This is a genomic window from Streptomyces changanensis (genome assembly GCF_024600715.1).
GTDB classification, from domain to species: Bacteria; Actinomycetota; Actinomycetes; order Streptomycetales; family Streptomycetaceae; genus Streptomyces; species Streptomyces changanensis.
The window spans coordinates 3,221,704-3,240,112 of sequence record NZ_CP102332.1 but is presented as its reverse complement, the minus strand read 5'-3'; the positions used below and the strand labels follow the sequence as shown (position 1 = coordinate 3,240,112).

10 protein-coding genes, 2 tRNA genes, 1 other RNA gene and 5 pseudogenes are annotated in these 18,409 nt (G+C 74.0%); 11 read left to right on the top strand and 7 right to left on the bottom strand.

What is annotated here, in order from left to right; genetic code table 11:
• Nucleotides 1-74: 74 nt before the first annotated feature.
• Nucleotides 75-743, top strand: a pseudogene (locus NRO40_RS14305) (site-specific integrase); the annotation flags it as partial.
• A gap of 142 nt (nucleotides 744-885) precedes the next feature.
• On the opposite strand, the gene NRO40_RS14300 reads toward NRO40_RS14305, so the two are convergent.
• Nucleotides 886-1,620, bottom strand: a complete 735-nt coding sequence (locus tag NRO40_RS14300) for a hypothetical protein (protein ID WP_079047537.1) — start codon at nucleotides 1,618-1,620, stop codon at nucleotides 886-888.
• Between the two features lie 297 nt (nucleotides 1,621-1,917).
• Here NRO40_RS14300 and NRO40_RS14295 point away from each other — a divergent pair.
• Nucleotides 1,918-2,368, top strand: a pseudogene (locus tag NRO40_RS14295) (transposase); the annotation flags it as partial.
• A 214-nt stretch (nucleotides 2,369-2,582) separates the two neighbouring features.
• Here NRO40_RS14295 and NRO40_RS14290 read toward each other — a convergent pair.
• Nucleotides 2,583-4,583 (bottom strand): tetratricopeptide repeat protein, encoded by a 2,001-nt coding sequence (locus NRO40_RS14290; RefSeq protein ID WP_079047536.1) that lies wholly within the window; start codon nucleotides 4,581-4,583, stop codon nucleotides 2,583-2,585.
• Between the two features lie 312 nt (nucleotides 4,584-4,895).
• Here NRO40_RS14290 and NRO40_RS14285 point away from each other — a divergent pair.
• Nucleotides 4,896-4,999, top strand: a pseudogene (locus tag NRO40_RS14285) (IS5/IS1182 family transposase); the annotation flags it as partial.
• A 114-nt stretch (nucleotides 5,000-5,113) separates the two neighbouring features.
• Entirely contained in the window at nucleotides 5,114-5,695 is a 582-nt protein-coding gene (locus NRO40_RS14280; RefSeq protein ID WP_257375590.1) for a hypothetical protein, read from the top strand.
• A gap of 50 nt (nucleotides 5,696-5,745) precedes the next feature.
• Here the strand turns inward: NRO40_RS14280 and NRO40_RS14275 are convergent.
• A pseudogene (locus NRO40_RS14275) lies at nucleotides 5,746-6,407 on the bottom strand (transposase family protein); the annotation flags it as partial.
• Between NRO40_RS14275 and NRO40_RS14270 the strand changes: the two are divergent.
• The gene (locus NRO40_RS14270; RefSeq protein WP_306674871.1) at nucleotides 6,371-6,541 is read left to right on the top strand and encodes a hypothetical protein; all 171 of its coding nucleotides are present in this window, start codon (nucleotides 6,371-6,373) and stop codon (nucleotides 6,539-6,541) included. The pseudogene NRO40_RS14275 and the gene NRO40_RS14270 sit on opposite strands and share 37 nt — an antisense overlap.
• Before the next feature lie 79 nt (nucleotides 6,542-6,620).
• On the opposite strand, the gene NRO40_RS14265 is transcribed toward NRO40_RS14270, so the two are convergent.
• Nucleotides 6,621-6,708 (bottom strand) — tRNA-Ser (locus NRO40_RS14265).
• 72 nt (nucleotides 6,709-6,780) lie between these two features.
• On the opposite strand from NRO40_RS14265, the gene ffs reads away from it, so the two are divergent.
• The 6 genes and pseudogenes from ffs to NRO40_RS14230 all read left to right on the top strand — a co-directional run bounded on the left by ffs (nucleotide 6,781) and on the right by NRO40_RS14230 (nucleotide 15,763).
• Nucleotides 6,781-6,879: signal recognition particle sRNA small type (gene ffs / locus NRO40_RS14260), an RNA gene on the top strand.
• 72 nt (nucleotides 6,880-6,951) lie between these two features.
• Nucleotides 6,952-9,317, top strand: a pseudogene (locus tag NRO40_RS14255) (DNA polymerase III subunit gamma and tau).
• A gap of 61 nt (nucleotides 9,318-9,378) precedes the next feature.
• Nucleotides 9,379-10,629: a phosphoribosylamine--glycine ligase gene (gene purD, locus NRO40_RS14245; protein ID WP_058942898.1), complete on the top strand. Its 1,251-nt coding sequence runs from the start codon at nucleotides 9,379-9,381 to the stop codon at nucleotides 10,627-10,629.
• A 243-nt stretch (nucleotides 10,630-10,872) separates the two neighbouring features.
• A complete protein-coding gene (locus tag NRO40_RS14240; protein ID WP_232791114.1) occupies nucleotides 10,873-12,819 on the top strand; it encodes a M48 family metalloprotease in 1,947 nt (648 codons plus the stop codon).
• 460 nt (nucleotides 12,820-13,279) lie between these two features.
• Entirely contained in the window at nucleotides 13,280-14,779 is a 1,500-nt protein-coding gene (locus NRO40_RS14235; protein WP_058942897.1) for a N,N-dimethylformamidase beta subunit family domain-containing protein, read from the top strand.
• Between the two features lie 84 nt (nucleotides 14,780-14,863).
• Nucleotides 14,864-15,763: a phosphoribosylaminoimidazolesuccinocarboxamide synthase gene (locus tag NRO40_RS14230; protein WP_058942896.1), complete on the top strand. Its 900-nt coding sequence runs from the start codon at nucleotides 14,864-14,866 to the stop codon at nucleotides 15,761-15,763.
• Nucleotides 15,764-15,975: 212 nt separating this feature from the next.
• On the opposite strand, the gene NRO40_RS14225 is transcribed toward NRO40_RS14230, so the two are convergent.
• From NRO40_RS14225 to NRO40_RS14215, 3 genes are all read right to left on the bottom strand, one after another.
• Nucleotides 15,976-16,048: transfer RNA gene (locus NRO40_RS14225), tRNA-Gly, on the bottom strand.
• A gap of 22 nt (nucleotides 16,049-16,070) precedes the next feature.
• Nucleotides 16,071-16,679, bottom strand: a complete 609-nt coding sequence (locus NRO40_RS14220; protein WP_058942895.1) for a response regulator transcription factor — start codon at nucleotides 16,677-16,679, stop codon at nucleotides 16,071-16,073.
• Complete coding sequence (locus NRO40_RS14215; protein WP_058942894.1) at nucleotides 16,679-18,409, bottom strand: histidine kinase; 1,731 nt, start codon at nucleotides 18,407-18,409, stop codon at nucleotides 16,679-16,681. Before NRO40_RS14215 ends, NRO40_RS14220 begins: the two co-directional genes overlap by 1 nt.

Sequence of the window (18,409 nt, the reverse complement as noted above, 5' to 3'; positions counted from 1 at the left end):
CGACACGTATGCGAGCACGGCGGAACGGGCGTGCTTCTGCGGCGACCCCACGACCTGGGGTCCGAGAGCGCCCCGGTGATGAACTGGCGGTTCGCGTCCACCTCGTGCCCGTATCGGCAAGCACCGCATCGACCGCTTGAAGCCCGAGCGCCGCCGCGCCGGCGAAGCAGCCGCGGCTCGAAGAAGAGGAATCGGAGGTCGAGCCCCAGTCCTTCGAAGAGGTTCGACGTCTACTGATCGAAGTCAACAAGCGCCGGGACGGTGCCCGCTGGGTGCCGTCGCCGGCACTCGGTCCGCGGCAGGGCGAGACGCGTGGTCTCCGCTGGTGTGCCGTCGACTTGGGCGACGAGTACCCCAAGCTGCGCCGGAACCGTCCGCGGCCGAAGTGCCGGCACGGATGCCCGGAGTCTCGCCGTGCGGCCGGGCGGTGGCCGGGTGCTGCCCGCATCGAGTACGGGTGCGGCGCGAGACCCAGAACGCGAAGTCCCGAACGGGCCGCCGTGCGGTGCCGTTGCCGAGCCCGCTGGGCGCTGTGCTCCGGCAGCATGCCGAGGCGCGGGCGTGCGGACCCGAGGCCGCCGGCAGCCTGTGGCGGTGAGTCGGACTACGTGTGCACCACGCCGCTCGGAGGGCCGCTGAGCGCGAACACGCATTGCCGCGGCTGCAAGCGGCTGCTCGAAGGCGCACAGGCGCGGGATGGCCGGCTCCACGATGCCCGCCACACCGCCGCCACCGTCCTCATGCAGGGTCGTTCGTCAGCGTCCACTCACGTTCGGCTGCTGGCGGTGTCACGGCTCTCGGCCCTCCATGAACCACCCCGGACAGTGCCGAACGAGACGGAAACTGAGACGGAGCCCAGCGGAAGTGGTGGCGGCCGGCAAGCCTTCAGAAGGGGGGAGCGGTGTCGTAGCCGTCCTGCGACTCGACACCCCGAGGCTGAGGCTCGGATTCGGCGTCACAGACGGCATATCGCTCCTGCAGGACCTCCGACCCGGTGGTGTCATGGCCCCAGCTTGCCAGCGCATCGATCGCCCTCTCCTGGTACTTCCATGCCTCACTCGTAGCCAAGACGTTGCGCAGCATGGGGGCCAGGGCGTCTCGCAGGTGAATGAGATGAGGGTCGTCGAGCAGCGGGATACAGGCGGAGACGGCCGCTGCGCGTACGTCAGTGTCGGGATCATCGAGGAACGCAGAGACGGCGTGGAAGAGCTGCGGCCGAATCCGGCAGATCGCGACGAACGGCGGGTACTCCTCGGGCGGGAACCCGAAACGCCGACTGGTGGCCGCGGCCTCGTCGTCTGCTGCGTCGGCGACGGAGTCAAGCCACCCCAGCAACTCGGCGCGCATCGGTCCAGAGAAGCCGTGGGGCCCCTTCTCGACGGCTTCGAGGGTTCGGGCATCGCCGAGGATGCCCGCCACGTACATGGCAGCCGGCGCCGTGGCGGTGTACAGGGTGTTCTGGTGGTGCACCACGTGATGCAGACGGCTCAATGACTCCGACCTCACGCGCAGATCGGTGTCCATGAGACCTTGCAGCATCTGCGGTACGTCCTGAGCCGTTCCGTAGGCATGCTCCAGAGTGCTCCATGCTGTTCCGGACAGCACCTCTGCGGGGGCCATCGGCTCGACTGTCTCGTGGGGGAGGGGCACGCCGCGAGTATGGCGCAGGGCCGACGAGTACGAGCTGTCGGCCCTGTGCCTTCTGTTCCGTAGCTCTGGCCGGATCGGTCAGCGGAGGTCATACCGGCCGCTGGGTGGGCCCGTGGTGACGCTACCGTGCGGGGCGGTTACTGCCGCCCTCCGCCGCGGCGCCCCCTACTCGGTGGAAGGGCGCGTACAACCCACTGGTGCCCGCCGGAGTCTTCAGTCGCCGACTCAGACCGCGTCCTATGTGGTGAGGCGGTCGTTGGGCGGGTCATGGGGCGGGGTACGTGGAGTTGGATTGTTCCGGACGGGCTGTGGGAGATCGCGAAGCCGCTGATCCCGCCGTCGAGGGTGCGGCCGCAGGGCGGCGGGACGCAGGACACGCCTGATGGGACGCTGATCGCCGCGATCATCTACGTCCTGGTCAGCGGCTGCGCCTGGCGGGCCTTGCCGCCCTGCTTCGGGACGTCGAAGGCAACCGCCCATCGCCGGTTCCTGATCTGGTCCCGTGCCGGGGTGTGGGGCCGGTTGCACGAGGAGATCCTGCATCACCTCGACGACGCCGGCCTGCTCGACCTCTCCCGCGCCGTCCTCGACCCCGCCCACGGCAGGGCGAAAAAGGGGGCGGACTCACCGGTCCGAGACCCGTGGACCGGGGCAAGCCGGGCACGTCCTGTCGGACGCGAACGGACTGCCCCTCGTCGTCGGCCTCTCGGCCGCCAACGGGTCCCCGGCTGTTGACACAGTCACAAATGAGCGAGTAGCTCGAGGCCCGCTGGGTCACCGCCGAGGAGTTCACCGGACTGCGCCCCACGTTTGCCGGCGACCGCCCCTTCTTCGACGATGTGCTGCCGACGCGGGGACATCAGGTCCCAGAGGAGCCTGTACAGAACTGACTCCCCACCGCGCCGGCCACTCCGCTCCGGCTACTTCGCCGCTCAGTGTTCGTGCGTCACCTGAGCCAGCAGCTCACGGATCTCCCGCAGGCTCATCCGCGTACCGGGGTCGGAGTCCCGCTCCTCGATCTGCGCGAAGTGTTGTTCGGCCGTGGCCAGGTCGCCGCGGTGCCGGGCCAGTCGGCCGGCGAGGCGGTGGCCGGCGAGGTGGCCCGGGTACTCGGCGAGGATGTCCGCGACGAGTGGCGCGGCCTCCTCGTCGCGCTCCGCCTCGACGAGCAGCTCGGCCAGCTCGGGACGGGGATCGACGCGCCCTTCGAGCGGTCCGCGCGGTGGGTCGAAGTCGCCGGAGCGCTCCACGGCGCGGCGCAGCCACTGCTCGGCCTCCGCGGTGCGTCCGAGCCGGCGCAGCGCCCTGCCGAGGTGGTACGCCGCCTCGGGGATGTCGTTCTCCCACGCCTTCACGAGCCACCGCTCGGCCTCGGCGTACCGCCCCCAGCGCACCATGCTGCGACCGGCCAGGAACGCGGGCCGCGCCAGACCGCCCTCGGCGGCGCGCACATACCAGCGCTCCGCGAACTGCGGGTCTCCGCCCCGTTGTTCGGAGGCCCAGCCGACGCCCCAGGCTGCCCTCGCGTGACCGAGTTCCGCGGCCTTCAGCGTCCAGATGCCGGCGGCCCGCTCGTTCTTCGCGTGGGTGTGGATCCCGGCGATGCTGTACGCAGCCCTCGCGTCCCCGGCCTCGGCGGCCGGCCCGAAGTACGGCACGAGCAGGGTCTCGTCGGCATGGCAGTCCTGCAGCATGCGGCCGAGCTCGAGCAGCGCGCGCGGAGTGCCGGTCTTGCGGTACCAGTCGGCGGCGTCGGGCAGCCGGTACAGGCGGTCGAGTGCATCGGCGTACGCGAAGCACTCCTCGGCTCCCCCGGACTCCGCGGCCGCCCGCAACTCGGGCAGGCGCGCCGCGAGTTCGGGGTCGGGCAGTCGGGCGGGGTCGGCGCGAATCGCCGCGATCTCCTCGAGCTGCTCGACGAACATCCTGGGCAGGCCGCCGTACTGATCGTTCTCGTCCTCGGTGTCGCCGGTGAGACGCAGCCATCGCTCGGCCTCGTCCAGCCGCCGCTGCATGATGCCGATCAGACCGAGGTGGAAGCGGGCGTAGTCGTGACCATCGGGTGCTGCGGCCGCCGTCTCGAACCAATGCTCGGCCGTGCGCTGGTCACCGCGCTCGAAGGCCCAGACACCCAGGACGTAGGCCGCGCCCGAGTAGCCGAGCTCGTGCGCCCGTACGGCCAGGGCGCGTGCCTCCTCGATCCGGTCGCTGTCGCGGGCTACCAGGATGGCCTGCTCGACCAGGGCCTGGTGCGAGCCGACCGCCGCGGCTCGCGCGTAGAGAGCCTCCGCCGCGCGGATCGTGCTCGGGTAGTACGTGAACATGCCCGCGTACTCCGGGTCCCGCAGCGGACTCAGCGCCTCGAACGCGGCCTCGGCGTCCCCGTCAGCCTCCGCCCGCGCGAGCCGCTCCTCCCAGAGCTCAAGGTCGTCGACGATGTTCTCGATCACCTGACGGGCCGAGGCCGCCTTGCGGTCACCCAGTTCGGCCGCCTCGTCCAGCTGCGCCTGTGCTTCGGCGAAGGCACCGTGGCGGGCGGCTTTGAGCACCGCGCCGTTGGTGAGGCTCTGGACGTGGCCGAGCGCGGCTCCCCGCGCGTACCACTCCTGTGCTCCGTCCTGGTCGCCGGACTCCTTCAGGAGTGTGGCGAGCCCGAAGGCGCAGCCGCCGTCACGGTCGGCAGCGCTGCGGTACCAGCGCTCGGCTTCGGCGAACTCCCAGCGGTCCTTGTGGCAGATCGCGAGCGTGCGCGCCGCATCTGCGTCCCCGTGCTCGGCGGCCTTGGCCCACCAGGGCAGGGCCTGGTCCATCCGGCCGCTCTTGCCGAGGAATGTGGCGTAGGCGCGGTACGCGCCGTCCTGTCCGGCCTCGGCAGCGGCCGCCAACTCGGCTTCCTGGTCGCGTATGTGCTCATGCGTCTCCCCGTGTGTCATTCCGTGATCGTGTCAGGCGGCCACGGCCGGGGCGGATACGGGGGCCGGGGCGTGAAGGAGACGTTCCACCTCAACGCGAAGCGCCCCTCCGCCGCCTGCGAGGAGGCTGCTCGCGCAGCCGCTGCCGATGCCCCGCCGGCCGGATCCCGGACGCGACGGGAAGGGACGCCTTCACCACCGCGTACAGGGCAGCCAGGGAGCAGGCGGTCCGTGTTCGTCGCCGTCGAGCGCCAGGCCCGCGGTGGACGGTGAAGACCGACGCGCTCACCGCACCGCACGGGTGTGGTGTCACTTCCGTGGAAGAGCTCCGGCAGACTCAACCACCGCTACGAGCGCGTCACCCTCGCGACCACCTGGCCTTTCTCGGCCTCGCCGCAGCCCTCTGCTGCTACAAACGACTTCTCCGCCTCACCACATGGGACACGGTCCAGGCGTCAGTCGACCTCCGTCGGGCTGGAGCGGAGCCGGAGCCCCGGCCTGCGTGCCACCATGACTTCCGAGCGCTTCGCGACCGACACAGGGGAGGGAACGTGGGCAGCACCACGTCCGCCAAATGGTCCGGCTGGCGCAGCCGAATTGTCGAGATACCGGGTGCAGGAGGCGGGAAGCCGGTCCTCTTGGAGTTCCGCGCCGGCCTCACCACGAGCTTCAGCCTGTCGACCGTGCGCGAGGGTCCCTATCATCAGCGGGCCCACGACACGCTCGTCACCATTGGCCGGACTGGGCCGTCGCACATCGTCCTGCCGGCGGACTGCACCGCCCTCGCCATCCGGCGAGTCGTGGCGGGCAGCGAGGGCGCCAGTGGCCTGGGCCGGTGGAAGGTGCGCATCGTGGACAGCGACGCGCTGCCTCAGCTCCCGAGCAGAACAGCCCAGGGAAACGGAACCCAGACCTTCGGCTATTTCAGCCCCAAGCCGTACTTCGAGTACGCGCCGGTTGTGCACTACGACTTCATCGACTCCCCCGGCACCATCATCTACACACCGGCCGACGGTGGGAAGCAGCTGATCCGCTCCACTTCCGCTGTCGACCAGAAAGGCAGCCTGCGCCTTCCGCAGCACGGATACGTCACCTTGTCCGAACACGGCAAGTGGCGAATCTCGGTGACCTGACCCCACTGATCTGAGCGCTCTCCATGGTGATCAGATGGCGAGTTCGAGGGGACGACGGCTCGGACGACCGCGGTGATCCGGGTGGTGCCGCAACGGAGCTTCCGCAGGACCCGCCAGCTTTTCCGGATCGCTGTGGCGCGTTCGCCGAGGCTGCGGATCTTGGCATGATCCCGGTGGTGACGCCGCCGCCAGCCGCGCGGGTTCCTGCCCCGAAACGGAACACGGGTGCCGGAACTCGCACCCTGATACGCCTTGTCCGCCCGGCACTTGATGCCGTCGGCGGTCAAAGCGGCCGGGATGCCGTGCGTCCGGCCGCGGCCAGGTCGTGCGTGGCTCCCGGCAGTGCGTCCGATACCCAGATCAGGCGTCCGGCCGGGTCGGCGGGAACCTGCACGTTCATGCCGTGGTGCTTCCTCTTCCCCGAGTGGTACGGACGGCCGGCAGCGATGCGGTCGATCGGTAGGAGCGTGCCGTCGGGGATCACGTACGCCCTCCTGCGGACCGTGTCCATGGCGTGCTCCAGCGTCGGAGCGAGCGGTGCCGGGAGATCGACGGCCTCGCGTATGTAGCGGTGGACCGTCGCGATCCCGATGCGGAAACCCGCCGCGAGGCGGGCGTAGGTGTCACCGCAGCGCAGGTGCGCGAGGACGGGCAGGGCCTGCCGGCCACAGGTCAGTGCTTCTGCTGCTCCGCGTTCCGGATGTCGTGGTCGACGCGATCATGGGATGGGAGCCGGGCGGTGCCGCACGGATGCGGGCCCGGTACATGCACGTGACGGGGGCCCTGCTGAAGAAGACCGCCGACCAGGTCGGCGAAGCTCTCTGGCGTCCTCCCGAGGGCAAGTGAGACGGAAACTGAGACGGACAACGAAGAAGGGCCCCACCGCAAGCGGTGGGGCCCTTCGACATCGTGCCCGGTGAGGCACTGGCGGAGGATACGAGATTCGAACTCGTGAGGGGTTGCCCCCAACACGCTTTCCAAGCGTGCGCCCTAGGCCTCTAGGCGAATCCTCCGCCGGGAACATTACATGACTCGGAGGGGTGCTCGCGAACTCGTTCCCAGGCCGGAGGATCGGGTACGCTGGGCGCAGCCCCTCACGTGGCGCTATCTGACTGAACTCCCCCAGGGCCGGAAGGCAGCAAGGGTAGGTCGGCTCTGGCGGGTGCGTGGGGGGCGCTTGCGTTGGTGGCCGGGCGCGTGTGGTGCTGGTCTCGGAGCGGGGCCGCTTGTCGGTGGGGCCCGATATCGTCGTAAGGGTGTCGTCCCTCGCGCTGTACCGCCGCTATCGACCCGAGACCTTCGCCGAGGTCATCGGGCAGGAGCATGTCACCGACCCCCTGCAGCAGGCGCTGCGGAACAACCGGGTCAACCACGCGTACCTGTTCAGCGGGCCGCGGGGCTGTGGCAAGACGACCAGCGCGCGCATCCTCGCCCGCTGCCTGAACTGCGAGCAGGGCCCCACGCCCACCCCGTGCGGGGAGTGCCAGTCGTGCCGGGACCTCGCGCGGAACGGGCCGGGTTCGATCGACGTCATCGAGATCGACGCCGCGTCGCACGGTGGTGTGGACGACGCCCGTGACCTGCGGGAGAAGGCATTCTTCGGGCCCGCGGGCAGCCGGTACAAGATTTACATCATCGACGAGGCCCACATGGTCACCTCGGCGGGGTTCAACGCCCTGCTGAAGGTCGTGGAGGAGCCGCCGGAGCACCTCAAGTTCATCTTCGCGACGACGGAGCCCGAGAAGGTCATCGGGACGATCCGGTCGCGTACGCACCACTACCCCTTCCGGCTGGTGCCGCCCGGCACGCTGAGGGAGTACCTGGGCGAGGTCTGCGGCCGGGAGGACATCCCCGTCGAGGAGGGCGTGCTGCCGCTGGTCGTGCGGGCCGGCGCCGGGTCCGTGCGTGACTCGATGTCCGTGATGGACCAGCTCCTCGCCGGCGCCGGTGAGCAGGGCGTGACGTACGCCATGGCCACGTCGCTCCTCGGCTACACGGACGGGTCCCTGCTGGACGCCGTGGTGGAGGCGTTCGCGACCGGTGACGGCGCGGCGGCCTTCGAGGTGGTCGACCAGGTCGTGGAGGGCGGGAACGACCCGCGCCGGTTCGTCGCCGACCTGCTGGAGCGGCTGCGGGACCTGGTGATCCTCGCCGCCGTGCCCGACGCCGTGGACAAGGGCCTCATCGAGGGCCCGGCGGACGTGGTCGAGCGGATGATGGCGCAGGCGTCCACCTTCGGCGCTGCCGAGCTGAGCCGCGCCGCGGACCTGGTGAACACCGGTCTCACCGAGATGCGCGGCGCCACCTCGCCGCGGCTGCAGCTGGAGCTCATCTGCGCCCGCGTCCTGCTGCCCGCCGCCTTCGACGACGAGCGTTCGGTACAGGCCCGGCTGGAGCGGCTGGAGCGCGGCATGCACGTCCAGGCAGCCGGCCCGGGGCCTTCGATGGGGTACGTACCGGGGCCCGGTGCCCACCAGCCCGACGCGGTGGGGCAGGGCGCTCCGGCGGCCGTGCCGCCCGGCGGCGGTCCGGCGGCCGCGCGGGCGGCCGTCCGTGGCGGTGGCCCCGGCGCCGGCCCCGGCGTCGGCGGTGGCCCGGCCGGGGGTTTCGGTGGCGGCGAGGGAGCCGGTGCCGGCCCCGTCCCGGCCGCCGCCGCTGACCAGGCCGTGCCCCCCGCGCCGACCACGCCGATCGCCCCGGCCGCACCCGCACCCGCACCCGTCGCCCCGGCCGCGCCCACGCCCCCGGCGGCGCCTGCGGCGCCCGCCCCCGCGGCGGAGGCCGCGGGTTCCCGCGCCCCGGCGCCTGGCCCAACGCCGCCGCGCCCGGTGCCCCCGCGCCCGCCGGCGCCGGTACCGGTACGGGCGCTCCCGCCCCCGGCGGCCGGCAGCCCGGCGCGTGGCCGTCCGCCGCCGCGGCCGGGCCGGGCCGCGCCGCCCCCCAGCCGGAGCACGCCCCCCAGCCCCCGCAGTCGCCGGCGCACGCCGCCCCGCCCGCCGGGGCCTCCGCCGAGATGACGCACGGCGCCGCCCAGGCCCGCAACATGTGGCCCGGCATCCTGGAGGCCGTCAAGAACCGCCGCCGCTTCACCTGGATCCTGCTCAGTCAGAACGCCCAGGTCGCCGGGTTCGACGGCACGACCCTCCAGCTCGGCTTCCTCAACGCGGGCGCCCGGGACAACTTCGCGGGCAGCGGCAGCGAGGAGGTGCTGCGGCAGGCGCTCGCCGAGCAGTTCCACGTCAACTGGAAGATCGAGGCGATCGTCGACCCGTCGGGCGGCTCCGGCCCGGCCCCCTCGGCCCACCAGGGCGGTTACGGCGGCGGCCGCCCCGCCGCCCCGGCCGCGCCCCCGCCGCCCGGCCCGCAGTCCCCGCCGCCCGCCGCGCCCCGACCCGCCCAGCAGCCCCCGGCCGCGCCGCAGGCGCCGCAGGGGCGGCCCGGCCCGTCCACCGGCCCCGGCGGGTACGAGCAGCCGCGGTCCACCGGGCCCCAGCCGGTCGCCCCCGAGGACGACGTACCGGAGGAGGACGATCCGGACCTGGTCGACTCCGCGCTCTCCGGCCACGACCTGATCGTCCGGGAGCTCGGCGCGACGGTGGTGGAGGAATACACGAACGAGTAGGGGGCCCCGGCTCGGCGGCCCGCACAAAGGGCCCGCCGCGCGCCGGGCTACCCTGGCTGGCGTGAAGGTCCTCGTCATCGGCGGCGGCGCCCGCGAACACGCCCTGTGCCGCTCCCTCTCGCTCGATCCCGACGTCACCGCTCTGCACTGCGCGCCCGGCAACGCCGGAATCGCGGAGGTCGCCGAGCTCCACCGCGTCGACGCCCTCGACGGCGCGGCCGTGGCGCGCCTCGCCACCGACCTGGGGGCCGACCTGGTCGTCGTCGGCCCGGAGGCCCCGCTCGTCGCCGGGGTCGCCGACGCCGTGCGCGCGGCCGGCGTCCCCTGCTTCGGCCCCTCCGCGGAGGCCGCCCGGCTGGAGGGTTCCAAGGCGTTCGCGAAGGACGTGATGGCGTCCGCCGGCGTGCCCACGGCCCGCAGCTACGTCTGCACGACCCCCGAGGAGATCGACGAGGCGCTGGACGCCTTCGGCGCCCCGTACGTCGTCAAGGACGACGGTCTCGCCGCCGGCAAGGGCGTCGTCGTCACGGGTGACGTGGAGGAGGCCCGCGCCCACGCCCGCTCCTGCGAGCGCGTGGTCATCGAGGAGTACCTCGACGGCCCCGAGGTGTCCCTCTTCGCGATCACCGACGGCACCACCGTCCTCCCCCTCACCCCCGCCCAGGACTTCAAGCGCGCCCTCGACGGCGACGAGGGCCCCAACACCGGCGGCATGGGCGCCTACTCCCCGCTGCCGTGGGCCGACCCCAAACTGGTCGACGAGGTCATGGCGACCGTCCTCCAGCCGACCGTCGACGAACTGCGCCGCCGCGGCACGCCGTTCTCCGGCCTGCTGTACGCGGGCCTCGCGATCACCTCGCGCGGCGTGCGGGTCATCGAGTTCAACGCCCGCTTCGGCGACCCCGAGACGCAGGTCGTCCTGGCCCGCCTCAGGACGCCGCTGGCCGGGGTCCTGCTCCACGCGGCGAACGGCACGCTCGACTCCGAGCCGCCGCTCACCTGGCGCGACGAGGCCGCCGTCACCGTCGTCGTCGCCGCGCACGACTACCCGGCCACCCCGCGCACCGGCGACCCGATCGGCGGCCTCGACGAGGTCGCCGAGCTGGACGCGCCGCACGCGTACGTCCTGCACGCCGGTACGCGGCGCGAGGGCGACGCGGTCGTCAGCGCCGGCGGTCGCGTCCTGTCCGTCACCGCCACCGGCGCGGACCTGGCGCAGGCCAGGGAACGGGCGTACGCGGCGGTCGGGCGGATCCGCCTGGAGGGCTCCCAGCACCGCACCGACATCGCCCGTACGGCCGCCGGGCAGTAAACCCGTTCGAACCCCGAACCGTCCTCAGCCTTAGCCAAAGCCATTCCATCGAGTGACGGCTCACCCATCCGGATGACGCCTGCCGACGCCCCAACTAGGGTGCCGCGCAGGCGTTCCGGCACTTGGCCCACCGGCATTGCGATGTCCGTGGCGGGTGTCACAGTGGGGGAGTGAGCACAACCGTCGCAGGCGTGGAGGGGGTGACGTAAGGCCGTGTTCGGGTCCGGATCCGACAGGGACGGCGTGGGCGTCCCGCGTGCCGGTGGCGCGCTGGGCGAGGAGCACGGCGCGCGCGCCGCGCACGCCCTGGCCGTCGCCGTGCTGCGGGTGCGCGGTCGTGCCCTGGCCGTCGCCCTGCTGCCGGCCGCCGTCGCCGTCGTCCTGCTGACCGGTGGGTTCACGGGGCAGTTGGCGGGCGGCGGCTGGGACGCGGCGCGGTGGGTGGTGTCCGGTCTGGCCGCTGCCGTGCTGCTCGGCGCGGCCGGCGTCGGCGCGGTCATCGCGCGGGCCCGCCCCGCTCTCACGCCGACCGTCGAGATCACGGAGGCGTCCGCCCCGGACCTGTACCGGATGGTGCGGGACCTGGCCTCGCGGCTGTCGGTGCCCGCGCCGTCGGCGATAGCGCTGACACCGGACTGCGACAGCTGGCTGGAGGACCGTACGCACCGGGCGCACCGCGTGTCCGGCCGCCCGCACGGCCCGTCGGACGCCGCTCCCGTCCTGGTCATAGGGTCACCGTTCCTGTGGTGGATGCGGGTCGGCGAGCTGCGGGCGGTGCTGGCGCCGGTCGTGGCGGGCACGGGCTCGTCCGCCGACCCCGACATAGCCGCGGCCCGCCGGTTCGTCCGCGGGCTGGACGCGGCGGTGGCCCTGCCCGACCGGCCGGCCCTCGGCGCGCTGCCGCGGCTGGGCGCCCGGGGCGCGGGCGCGGTCGCGCGACTGCTGCTGCGGGCCGTGCGCGGACCCGCCACCGAGATGGAGCGGGGCGTTGCGGCGGCGGCGTCGGAGCGCGCGCAGGCCGTGGACTACGGGCTGCGGATCGTCGCCCAGGAGCAGGTCGGCCTCGCGTACGCGGGGTGGGACCGGCTGCTGACCCGGGTCGCGCTCCCCGCCTGGCGCATGGGCCGCTGGCCGTCCCGGCTGGACGCGGGCGTCGTCTCGGCGCTCACGGAGCTGTCCCGCCGCGACCGGCTGGCCGAGGGCTACACGACGCGACTGGGCGAGCGGCCCGCGTGCGACCTCCTGGAGGAACCCGGACTGGTGGACGAGGCGACGTCCCTGCTGGCCGCCCGCCTCTTCCACGGCGGCCCGGCCGTACCGGGCCCCGACTGGGCGCCGGTCGACTGGCAGCGGTACCCGGAGGAGGTCGTCGACCGGAAGTGGCGCACCGAGGCCGCCCGCCTCCACCGCGCCCTCGACCGCCTGGGCGCCCACCCGGGCGGCCCGGACGGCGCTCCCGACCCCGAGGGCCCCACTCTCGCCCGTGTCCTGCGGCACCTGTCGACGGCGGACGACGGCGACACCCTGGCGGCGGCGATCAGCGCGGAACTCTCCCGCGAGGAGTCCACCCGCCGGCCCCCGTCCGACCCGTCACCGGCCGATCGGACGCCGCCCGGCTCGAAGGCGAGCGACCGGATGCCGACCGGCCCGGACCCGGCTGACCTCCCGCCGACCGGCCAGGCGCCGGTGGCGGCCCCGGCGGGCGCCTCCGCCCCGGCGGCCACCCCGGCCACGGACGCCACCCCGGCCACGGACGCCACCCCGGCCACCCCCGTGCCGCCCCGCGACGGGCAGGAGGCGGCCGGATCCGGTCAGATCGTGGCGGCCGCGCACCGGGGGAGCGCGTCCACCCCCGCGCACGCCGCGGGCGCGGCAGGGCCCGCCCCGTACATCTGGGGCGGTGACGACCTGCCGCTCCTGCCGCTCCAGCCGCCCCGCACGGGCCGGGAGTTGCTCGCCGACCACGTCACGGCGATGGTCTGCTGTGCCGCCGTCGACACCGCGGGCGCCGCACCCGGGCTGGACTGGCTGGACGGGCCGGTCCTGCTGCTCGGTGAGGACGGCGGCAGACAGCGCGCCGACGTGGCCGACGGGGTCCTCGCGCTGATCGAGGACGCCGACCCCGAACCGCTGCGGAGCTGGCTCGCCGCCGTGGGCGCGCGCCCGGAGAAGCCCGTACGGCTCGTCTGACGGCCTCCCCGGCGTTCACCTGACGGGCCCGGTCCGGTGGTACTCCCTCCACCGGCACGCCACCGGTCTCCGGCCTGGCCGCCACCGCGCCGCCGCGGCCCCCACCCGGCGTCGCCGAGCCACTGCCCCACCCGCCGCAGCCCCACCGGCCACCGACCCATCCGCCGCCGGGCCGCCGCAGCCCCACCGGCCACCGACCCATCCGCCGCCGCGTCGCCGCAGCCCCACCGGCCACCGACCCGCCCGCCGCCGCGTCGCCGCCGGCCCACCCGCCGCCGACCCACCCGGCGCGGACGGGCGTGCCGGGTGCGCCGGGTGGCCCCTCCCCCGGGGGGCGCGGTTCCGTTCACGTCAATTCGCGACGACCGGTGACGGAGTGCGTGCGTTATGTGATGTGCTGGGGACCGGCGCTGAACGCGTCGGGTCATCGGAACCGGGGGAGCTGAGGGAGGGGCGCGGCATGGGGGCGGAGCACGTACGGAGGTGGGAGTCGGGGGCGCTCGCCCACGCGGCCACCGATCCGTTCGGTCAGGGGCGGCTTCCCTGGCTGCGCGGGACCGAGCAGTTCGTCGACGAGGACGGCCGCGTCACCACCTGGTACGCCGATCAGCCCTCGCCCCCGCACCCGCGCCCGTACCCCCCGAGCCCGCGTCCGGCCGCGTCCCGGGGCGGCGGCCCGCGCGCCGCGGACGACGTCCACCTCCAGATCAAGGGCTTCGCCTCGACGGGCGCGGTCGCCCCGGGCGAGGCGGTCGACTTCCACGTCACGGTCAACCCGCCCCAGCAGTTCTCGGTGGACGTGTACCGCATCGGGCACTACGGCGGTGACGGCGCCACCAAGATCACCACCAGTCCGCGCCTCTCCGGCATCGTCCAGCCGCCGCCGCTCACCGCGGACCGCACGGTCTCCTGCCATCACTGGTGGCTCTCGTGGCGGTTGCAGGTCCCGGCGTACTGGTCGACCGGCGCGTACGTCGCGGTGCTCACCACGGTGGATGGCTACCGCTCCCACATCCCGTTCACGGTCCGCGACGCCCACCCGGCGGACCTGCTCCTGGTCCTCCCGGACCTCACGTGGCAGGCGTACAACCTCTATCCGGAGGACGGCCGTACGGGCGCGAGCCTCTACCACGCGTGGGACGCCGACGGGCGCCTGCTCGGCGAGGCGGACGCCGCGGTCACGGTCTCCTTCGACCGCCCGTACGCCGGGCAGGGCCTGCCGCTGCACGTCGGCCACGCCTACGACGTCATCCGCTGGGCCGAGCGGTACGGCTACGACCTCGCCTACGCCAACGCCACCGACCTGCACGCCGGCCGCGTCGACCCGACCCGTTACCGGGGCCTGGTCTTCCCCGGCCACGACGAGTACTGGTCGGTGCCGCTGCGCCGGGCCGTGGAGGCCGCCCGTGACGCCGGCACCTCCCTGGTCTTCCTGTCGGCCAACTCCCTGTACTGGCAGGTCGAGCTCTCCGCGTCCCCGCCCGGTGTGCCGGACCGCCTGCTCACCTGCCGAAAACGCCAGGGCCCGGGCAGGTCGGCGCTGTGGCGGGAGGCGGACCGCCCGGAGCAGCAACTGCTCGGCATCCAGTACGCGGGCCGCGTCCCGGAGCCGGCCCCGCTGGTGGTGCGGAACGCCGAGCACTGGCTGTGGGACTCCACCGGCGCCGGCGAGGGCGACGCACTGCCCGGCCTCGTCGCGGGCGAGGCGGACCGGTACTTCCCGCGTACCGCCCTCCCCGCCCACCAGCGGCGCATCCTGCTCGCCCACTCCCCGTACCGGGACGCGGACGGCGCCGTCCGCCACCAGGAGACGTCCCTCTACCGCGCCCCGTCCGGCGCCCTCGTCTTCGCGTCGGGGACGTTCGCCTGGTCGCCGGCTCTGGACCGGCCGGGTCATGTCGACCTCCGGGTCCAGCGCGCCACGGCGAACCTGCTGGACCGCATCTGCAAACGGGACTAGAACGTCCCTGCACCCCTGGCCACGGCCCGTCCCGCCGCGTGCGGGAGAATCGGAACCGATCGGTCAGAACCACGGGGAGGAACCGTGTCCGGATTCGTAGAAAAGCCCGAGCCGCTTCAGGTGCCGGGCCTGGTGCATCTGCACACCGGGAAGGTGCGCGAGCTGTACCGGAACGAGGCGGGCGACCTCGTGATGGTCGCCAGCGACCGCATGTCCGCGTACGACTGGGTCCTGCCCACGGAGATCCCGGACAAGGGGCGCGTCCTCACCCAGCTCTCCCTGTGGTGGTTCGACCGGCTCGCCGACCTGATCCCCAACCACGTGATCTCCACGGAGCTGCCCGAGGGCGCCCCCGCGGAGTGGGAGGGGCGCACGCTGGTCTGCCGCTCGCTGCGGATGATCCCCGTGGAGTGCGTGGCCCGCGGCTACCTCACCGGCTCCGGCCTGGTCGAGTACGAGGCGAACCGCACGGTCTGCGGCCTCGCCCTGCCGGAGGGCCTCGTCGACGGCTCGGAGCTGCCCGCGCCGATCTTCACGCCGGCCACGAAGGCCGCCGTCGGGGAGCACGACGAGAACGTCTCCTACGAGGAGGTCGCCCGCCAGGTCGGCGCCGAGACCGCCGCGCAGCTGCGGCAGTCGACCCTGGCCGTGTACAGCAGGGCCCGGGACGTCGCGCGGGACCGGGGGATCATCCTCGCGGACACCAAGTTCGAGTTCGGCCACGACGAGGCGGGCGGCCTCGTGCTGGCCGACGAGGTCCTGACGCCGGACTCGTCGCGCTTCTGGCCGGCCGCCGAGTGGGAGCCGGGCCGCGCGCAGTCCTCGTACGACAAGCAGTTCGTGCGGGACTGGCTCACGTCCCCGGCCTCCGGCTGGGACCGCCACAGCGAGCAGCCGCCGCCGCCGCTCCCACGTGAGGTGGTGGAGGCGACGCGCGCCAAGTACGTCGAGGCGTACGAGCTGCTGACGGGCACGGCCTGGTAGCCGGCGGACCGCACCTGACGGGTTCCGGGCGCACGAAGGCCGGGCGCGGCACACAGGGACGGGCGCGGGCGCACCCACGGGGTGGGTGCGCGCCCGTCCGGTCGGTCGATCCGCTCCGGGAACGGGACGGGACCGGACGGGACCGGAAACCGGAAGGGGAACGGGGCGGGAACGCCGAAGGCCCCGGTCCGATGACCGGGGCCTTCACACTGAGCGGACGACGAGATTCGAACTCGCGACCCTCACCTTGGCAAGGTGATGCTCTACCAACTGAGCCACGTCCGCATGCGCCGTAGCGCGGGACCCACTATACCCAACCTCGCTCGCGCGCGAGACGCACCGCGGCATGACGGTTCTCGGCGCCGAGCTTCGAGACGGCGGAGGAGAGGTAGTTGCGGACGGTCCCGGGGGAGAGGTGGGCCCGGCGGGCGATCTCCGCGACGGGCGCCCCGTCGGCGGCGAGTTCCAGCACCTCGGCCTCGCGCGCGGTCAGCGGGGAGTCGCCCGCGGAGATGGCATCGGCGGCCAACTCAGGGTCCACGTAACGGTTCCCGGCATGCACGGTACGGATGATCTCGGCGAGCCGCTGGGCGCTGACCGTCTTCGGGACGAACCCCCGCACCCCGGCCGTGAGGGCCCGCTTGAGGTGGCCGGGGCGGCCGTGCCCGGTCACGATCATGGTTTGGCAGCCGGGCAGTTCGGCCTGGAGCGCTGTGGCGACCCTCACACCGTCGGCGCCCGGCATCTGGAGGTCCAGCACCGCCACGTCGGGCCGGTGGGCGCGGGCCATGGCGAGCGCCTCCGGGCCGGACGCGGCCTCGGCGACGACCTCCAGGTCGTCCTCCAGCCCGAGGAGGGCGGCGAGCGCGCCCCGGATCAGGTGCTCGTCGTCGGCGAGCAGCACTCGTACGGTCATCAGCGGACCCCTTCCACGTCGTCCCGCCGCCCGGGGGGAACCCCGTCGGCCACCGGGGCCGCGCCGGGCACCCGGGCCATGTCGGTCGCCGCCGTCGCGCCGGTCGTGCCGGTCGCGCCGGTCACGTCGGCCGCGCCGGACGCCGTCGCCCTCGTCAGCGGCCCTGCGGTCGTCCCCGCGGCCGTCCACGCTCCGGTGATCCCGGCCACCCCCGTTCCGGCGATCACCGCGGCCGCCGCAGCGCCCGTGGCGGCGCCGAGCGGGACGCGGGCCGTGACGCGGAACCGGTTGCCGCCGTCGACCGGCCCGGCCTCCAGCACGCCGTCCAGGGCGGCCAGCCGCTCCCGCAACCCGGCCAGTCCCGACCCGGGCGCCTCCGGCGCGCGGGTCCTGCCCGCCCCGGTACCGCCACCGGCGCCCGCCCCGCTACCGCCCGGCACCCCGGTCCCGCCACCCGCCCCGGGAACGCCCGACGGCCCGCTACAGCCCGGCGCCCCGCCACCGCCCGGCCCTCCGGCCCCACCTCCCGCTCCGGCAACGCCCCACAGCCCGGGACCGACCAGCGTCCCGGGCCAGTCCCCCGCCGCCCCGGGCCCGTCCGCCGCTCCGGCACCCCCCACTGCCCCGGGTACGGCCGGTACCGCCGTGGCGGCGGCGCCGTCGTTCTCGATGACCAGGACCGCGCGGTCGCTCCCCGCCGGTACCGTCACCGTCACCTCGCAGAGCCGGGCGTCGCCGTGCCGCAGGACGTTCGTGGTGGCCTCGCGGACCACCCAGGCGAGCGCCGACTGCACGGGCGCGGGCACGACCGCCTCGGCGTCCCGCGCGTCGACGCGGCAGACGATGCCGGCGGCGGCCAGGACGCCGCGGGCGCCCTCCAGTTCGGTGTGGAGGTCCGCCCCGCGGTAGCCGCGCACGACGTCGCGCACCTCCCGCTGGGAGTCCTGGGCGATGCGCTGCACCTCGGCCATCTCCGTGACGGCCCGGTCGGTGGCGCCGCGCCGGGCGAGCTGGACGGCGAGCTCGCTCTTGAGGGCGATCACCGAGAGGTTGCGCCCCATGACGTCGTGGAGGTCGCGGGCGAACCGGAGCCGTTCCTCCGTGACGGCCAGCCGCGCCTGGAGCCGGTGGGCGGCGTCCAGTTCCCACACGGCCCTCAGCAGCCAGCCGGAGAAGCCGCTGGTGACGGCGAAGACCACCGTCCCGAACGCGGACGAGAGGGTGACGCCGACGACCGCGGTGGCGGGCAGCCCCATGGCCAGGGCGAGCCCCGCGACACCGCCGATCGCGACGACCGTCAAGGCGAGCAGGTGGCGGGCCCGCAGGGAGCACAGGGCGAGGGCGCCGACGCCCCAGCTGACCAGCCCGGCGGCGATGTACATCGTGATCTGGAGGTCGAGCAGCGGAGCCACCCGGCGCTGGGCGAGCACGGTGACGCAGCCGAGCACGGTGAGCGCCGCGACGGCGGCCATGAGCCGGTGCGGGCGGTCGCGCCGGCCGAGCTGCCAGCTGAGCGCCCACGAGGCGAGGACCGCGACGAGCACCGTGTGCACGACGACCAGCAGGAACAGCCAGCCGCCGATGGGCCCGGCCTGCACGGCGAGGGCCAGCGCCGGCAGCCCCGAGATGAGCACCGACACCCCGGCGAGCCCGTGGTACGTCCACCGCGTGTACAGCTCGACCTTCTCCGGATTGCTCCTGCGGCTCCACCAGCCGGTCAGTCCAGGCAT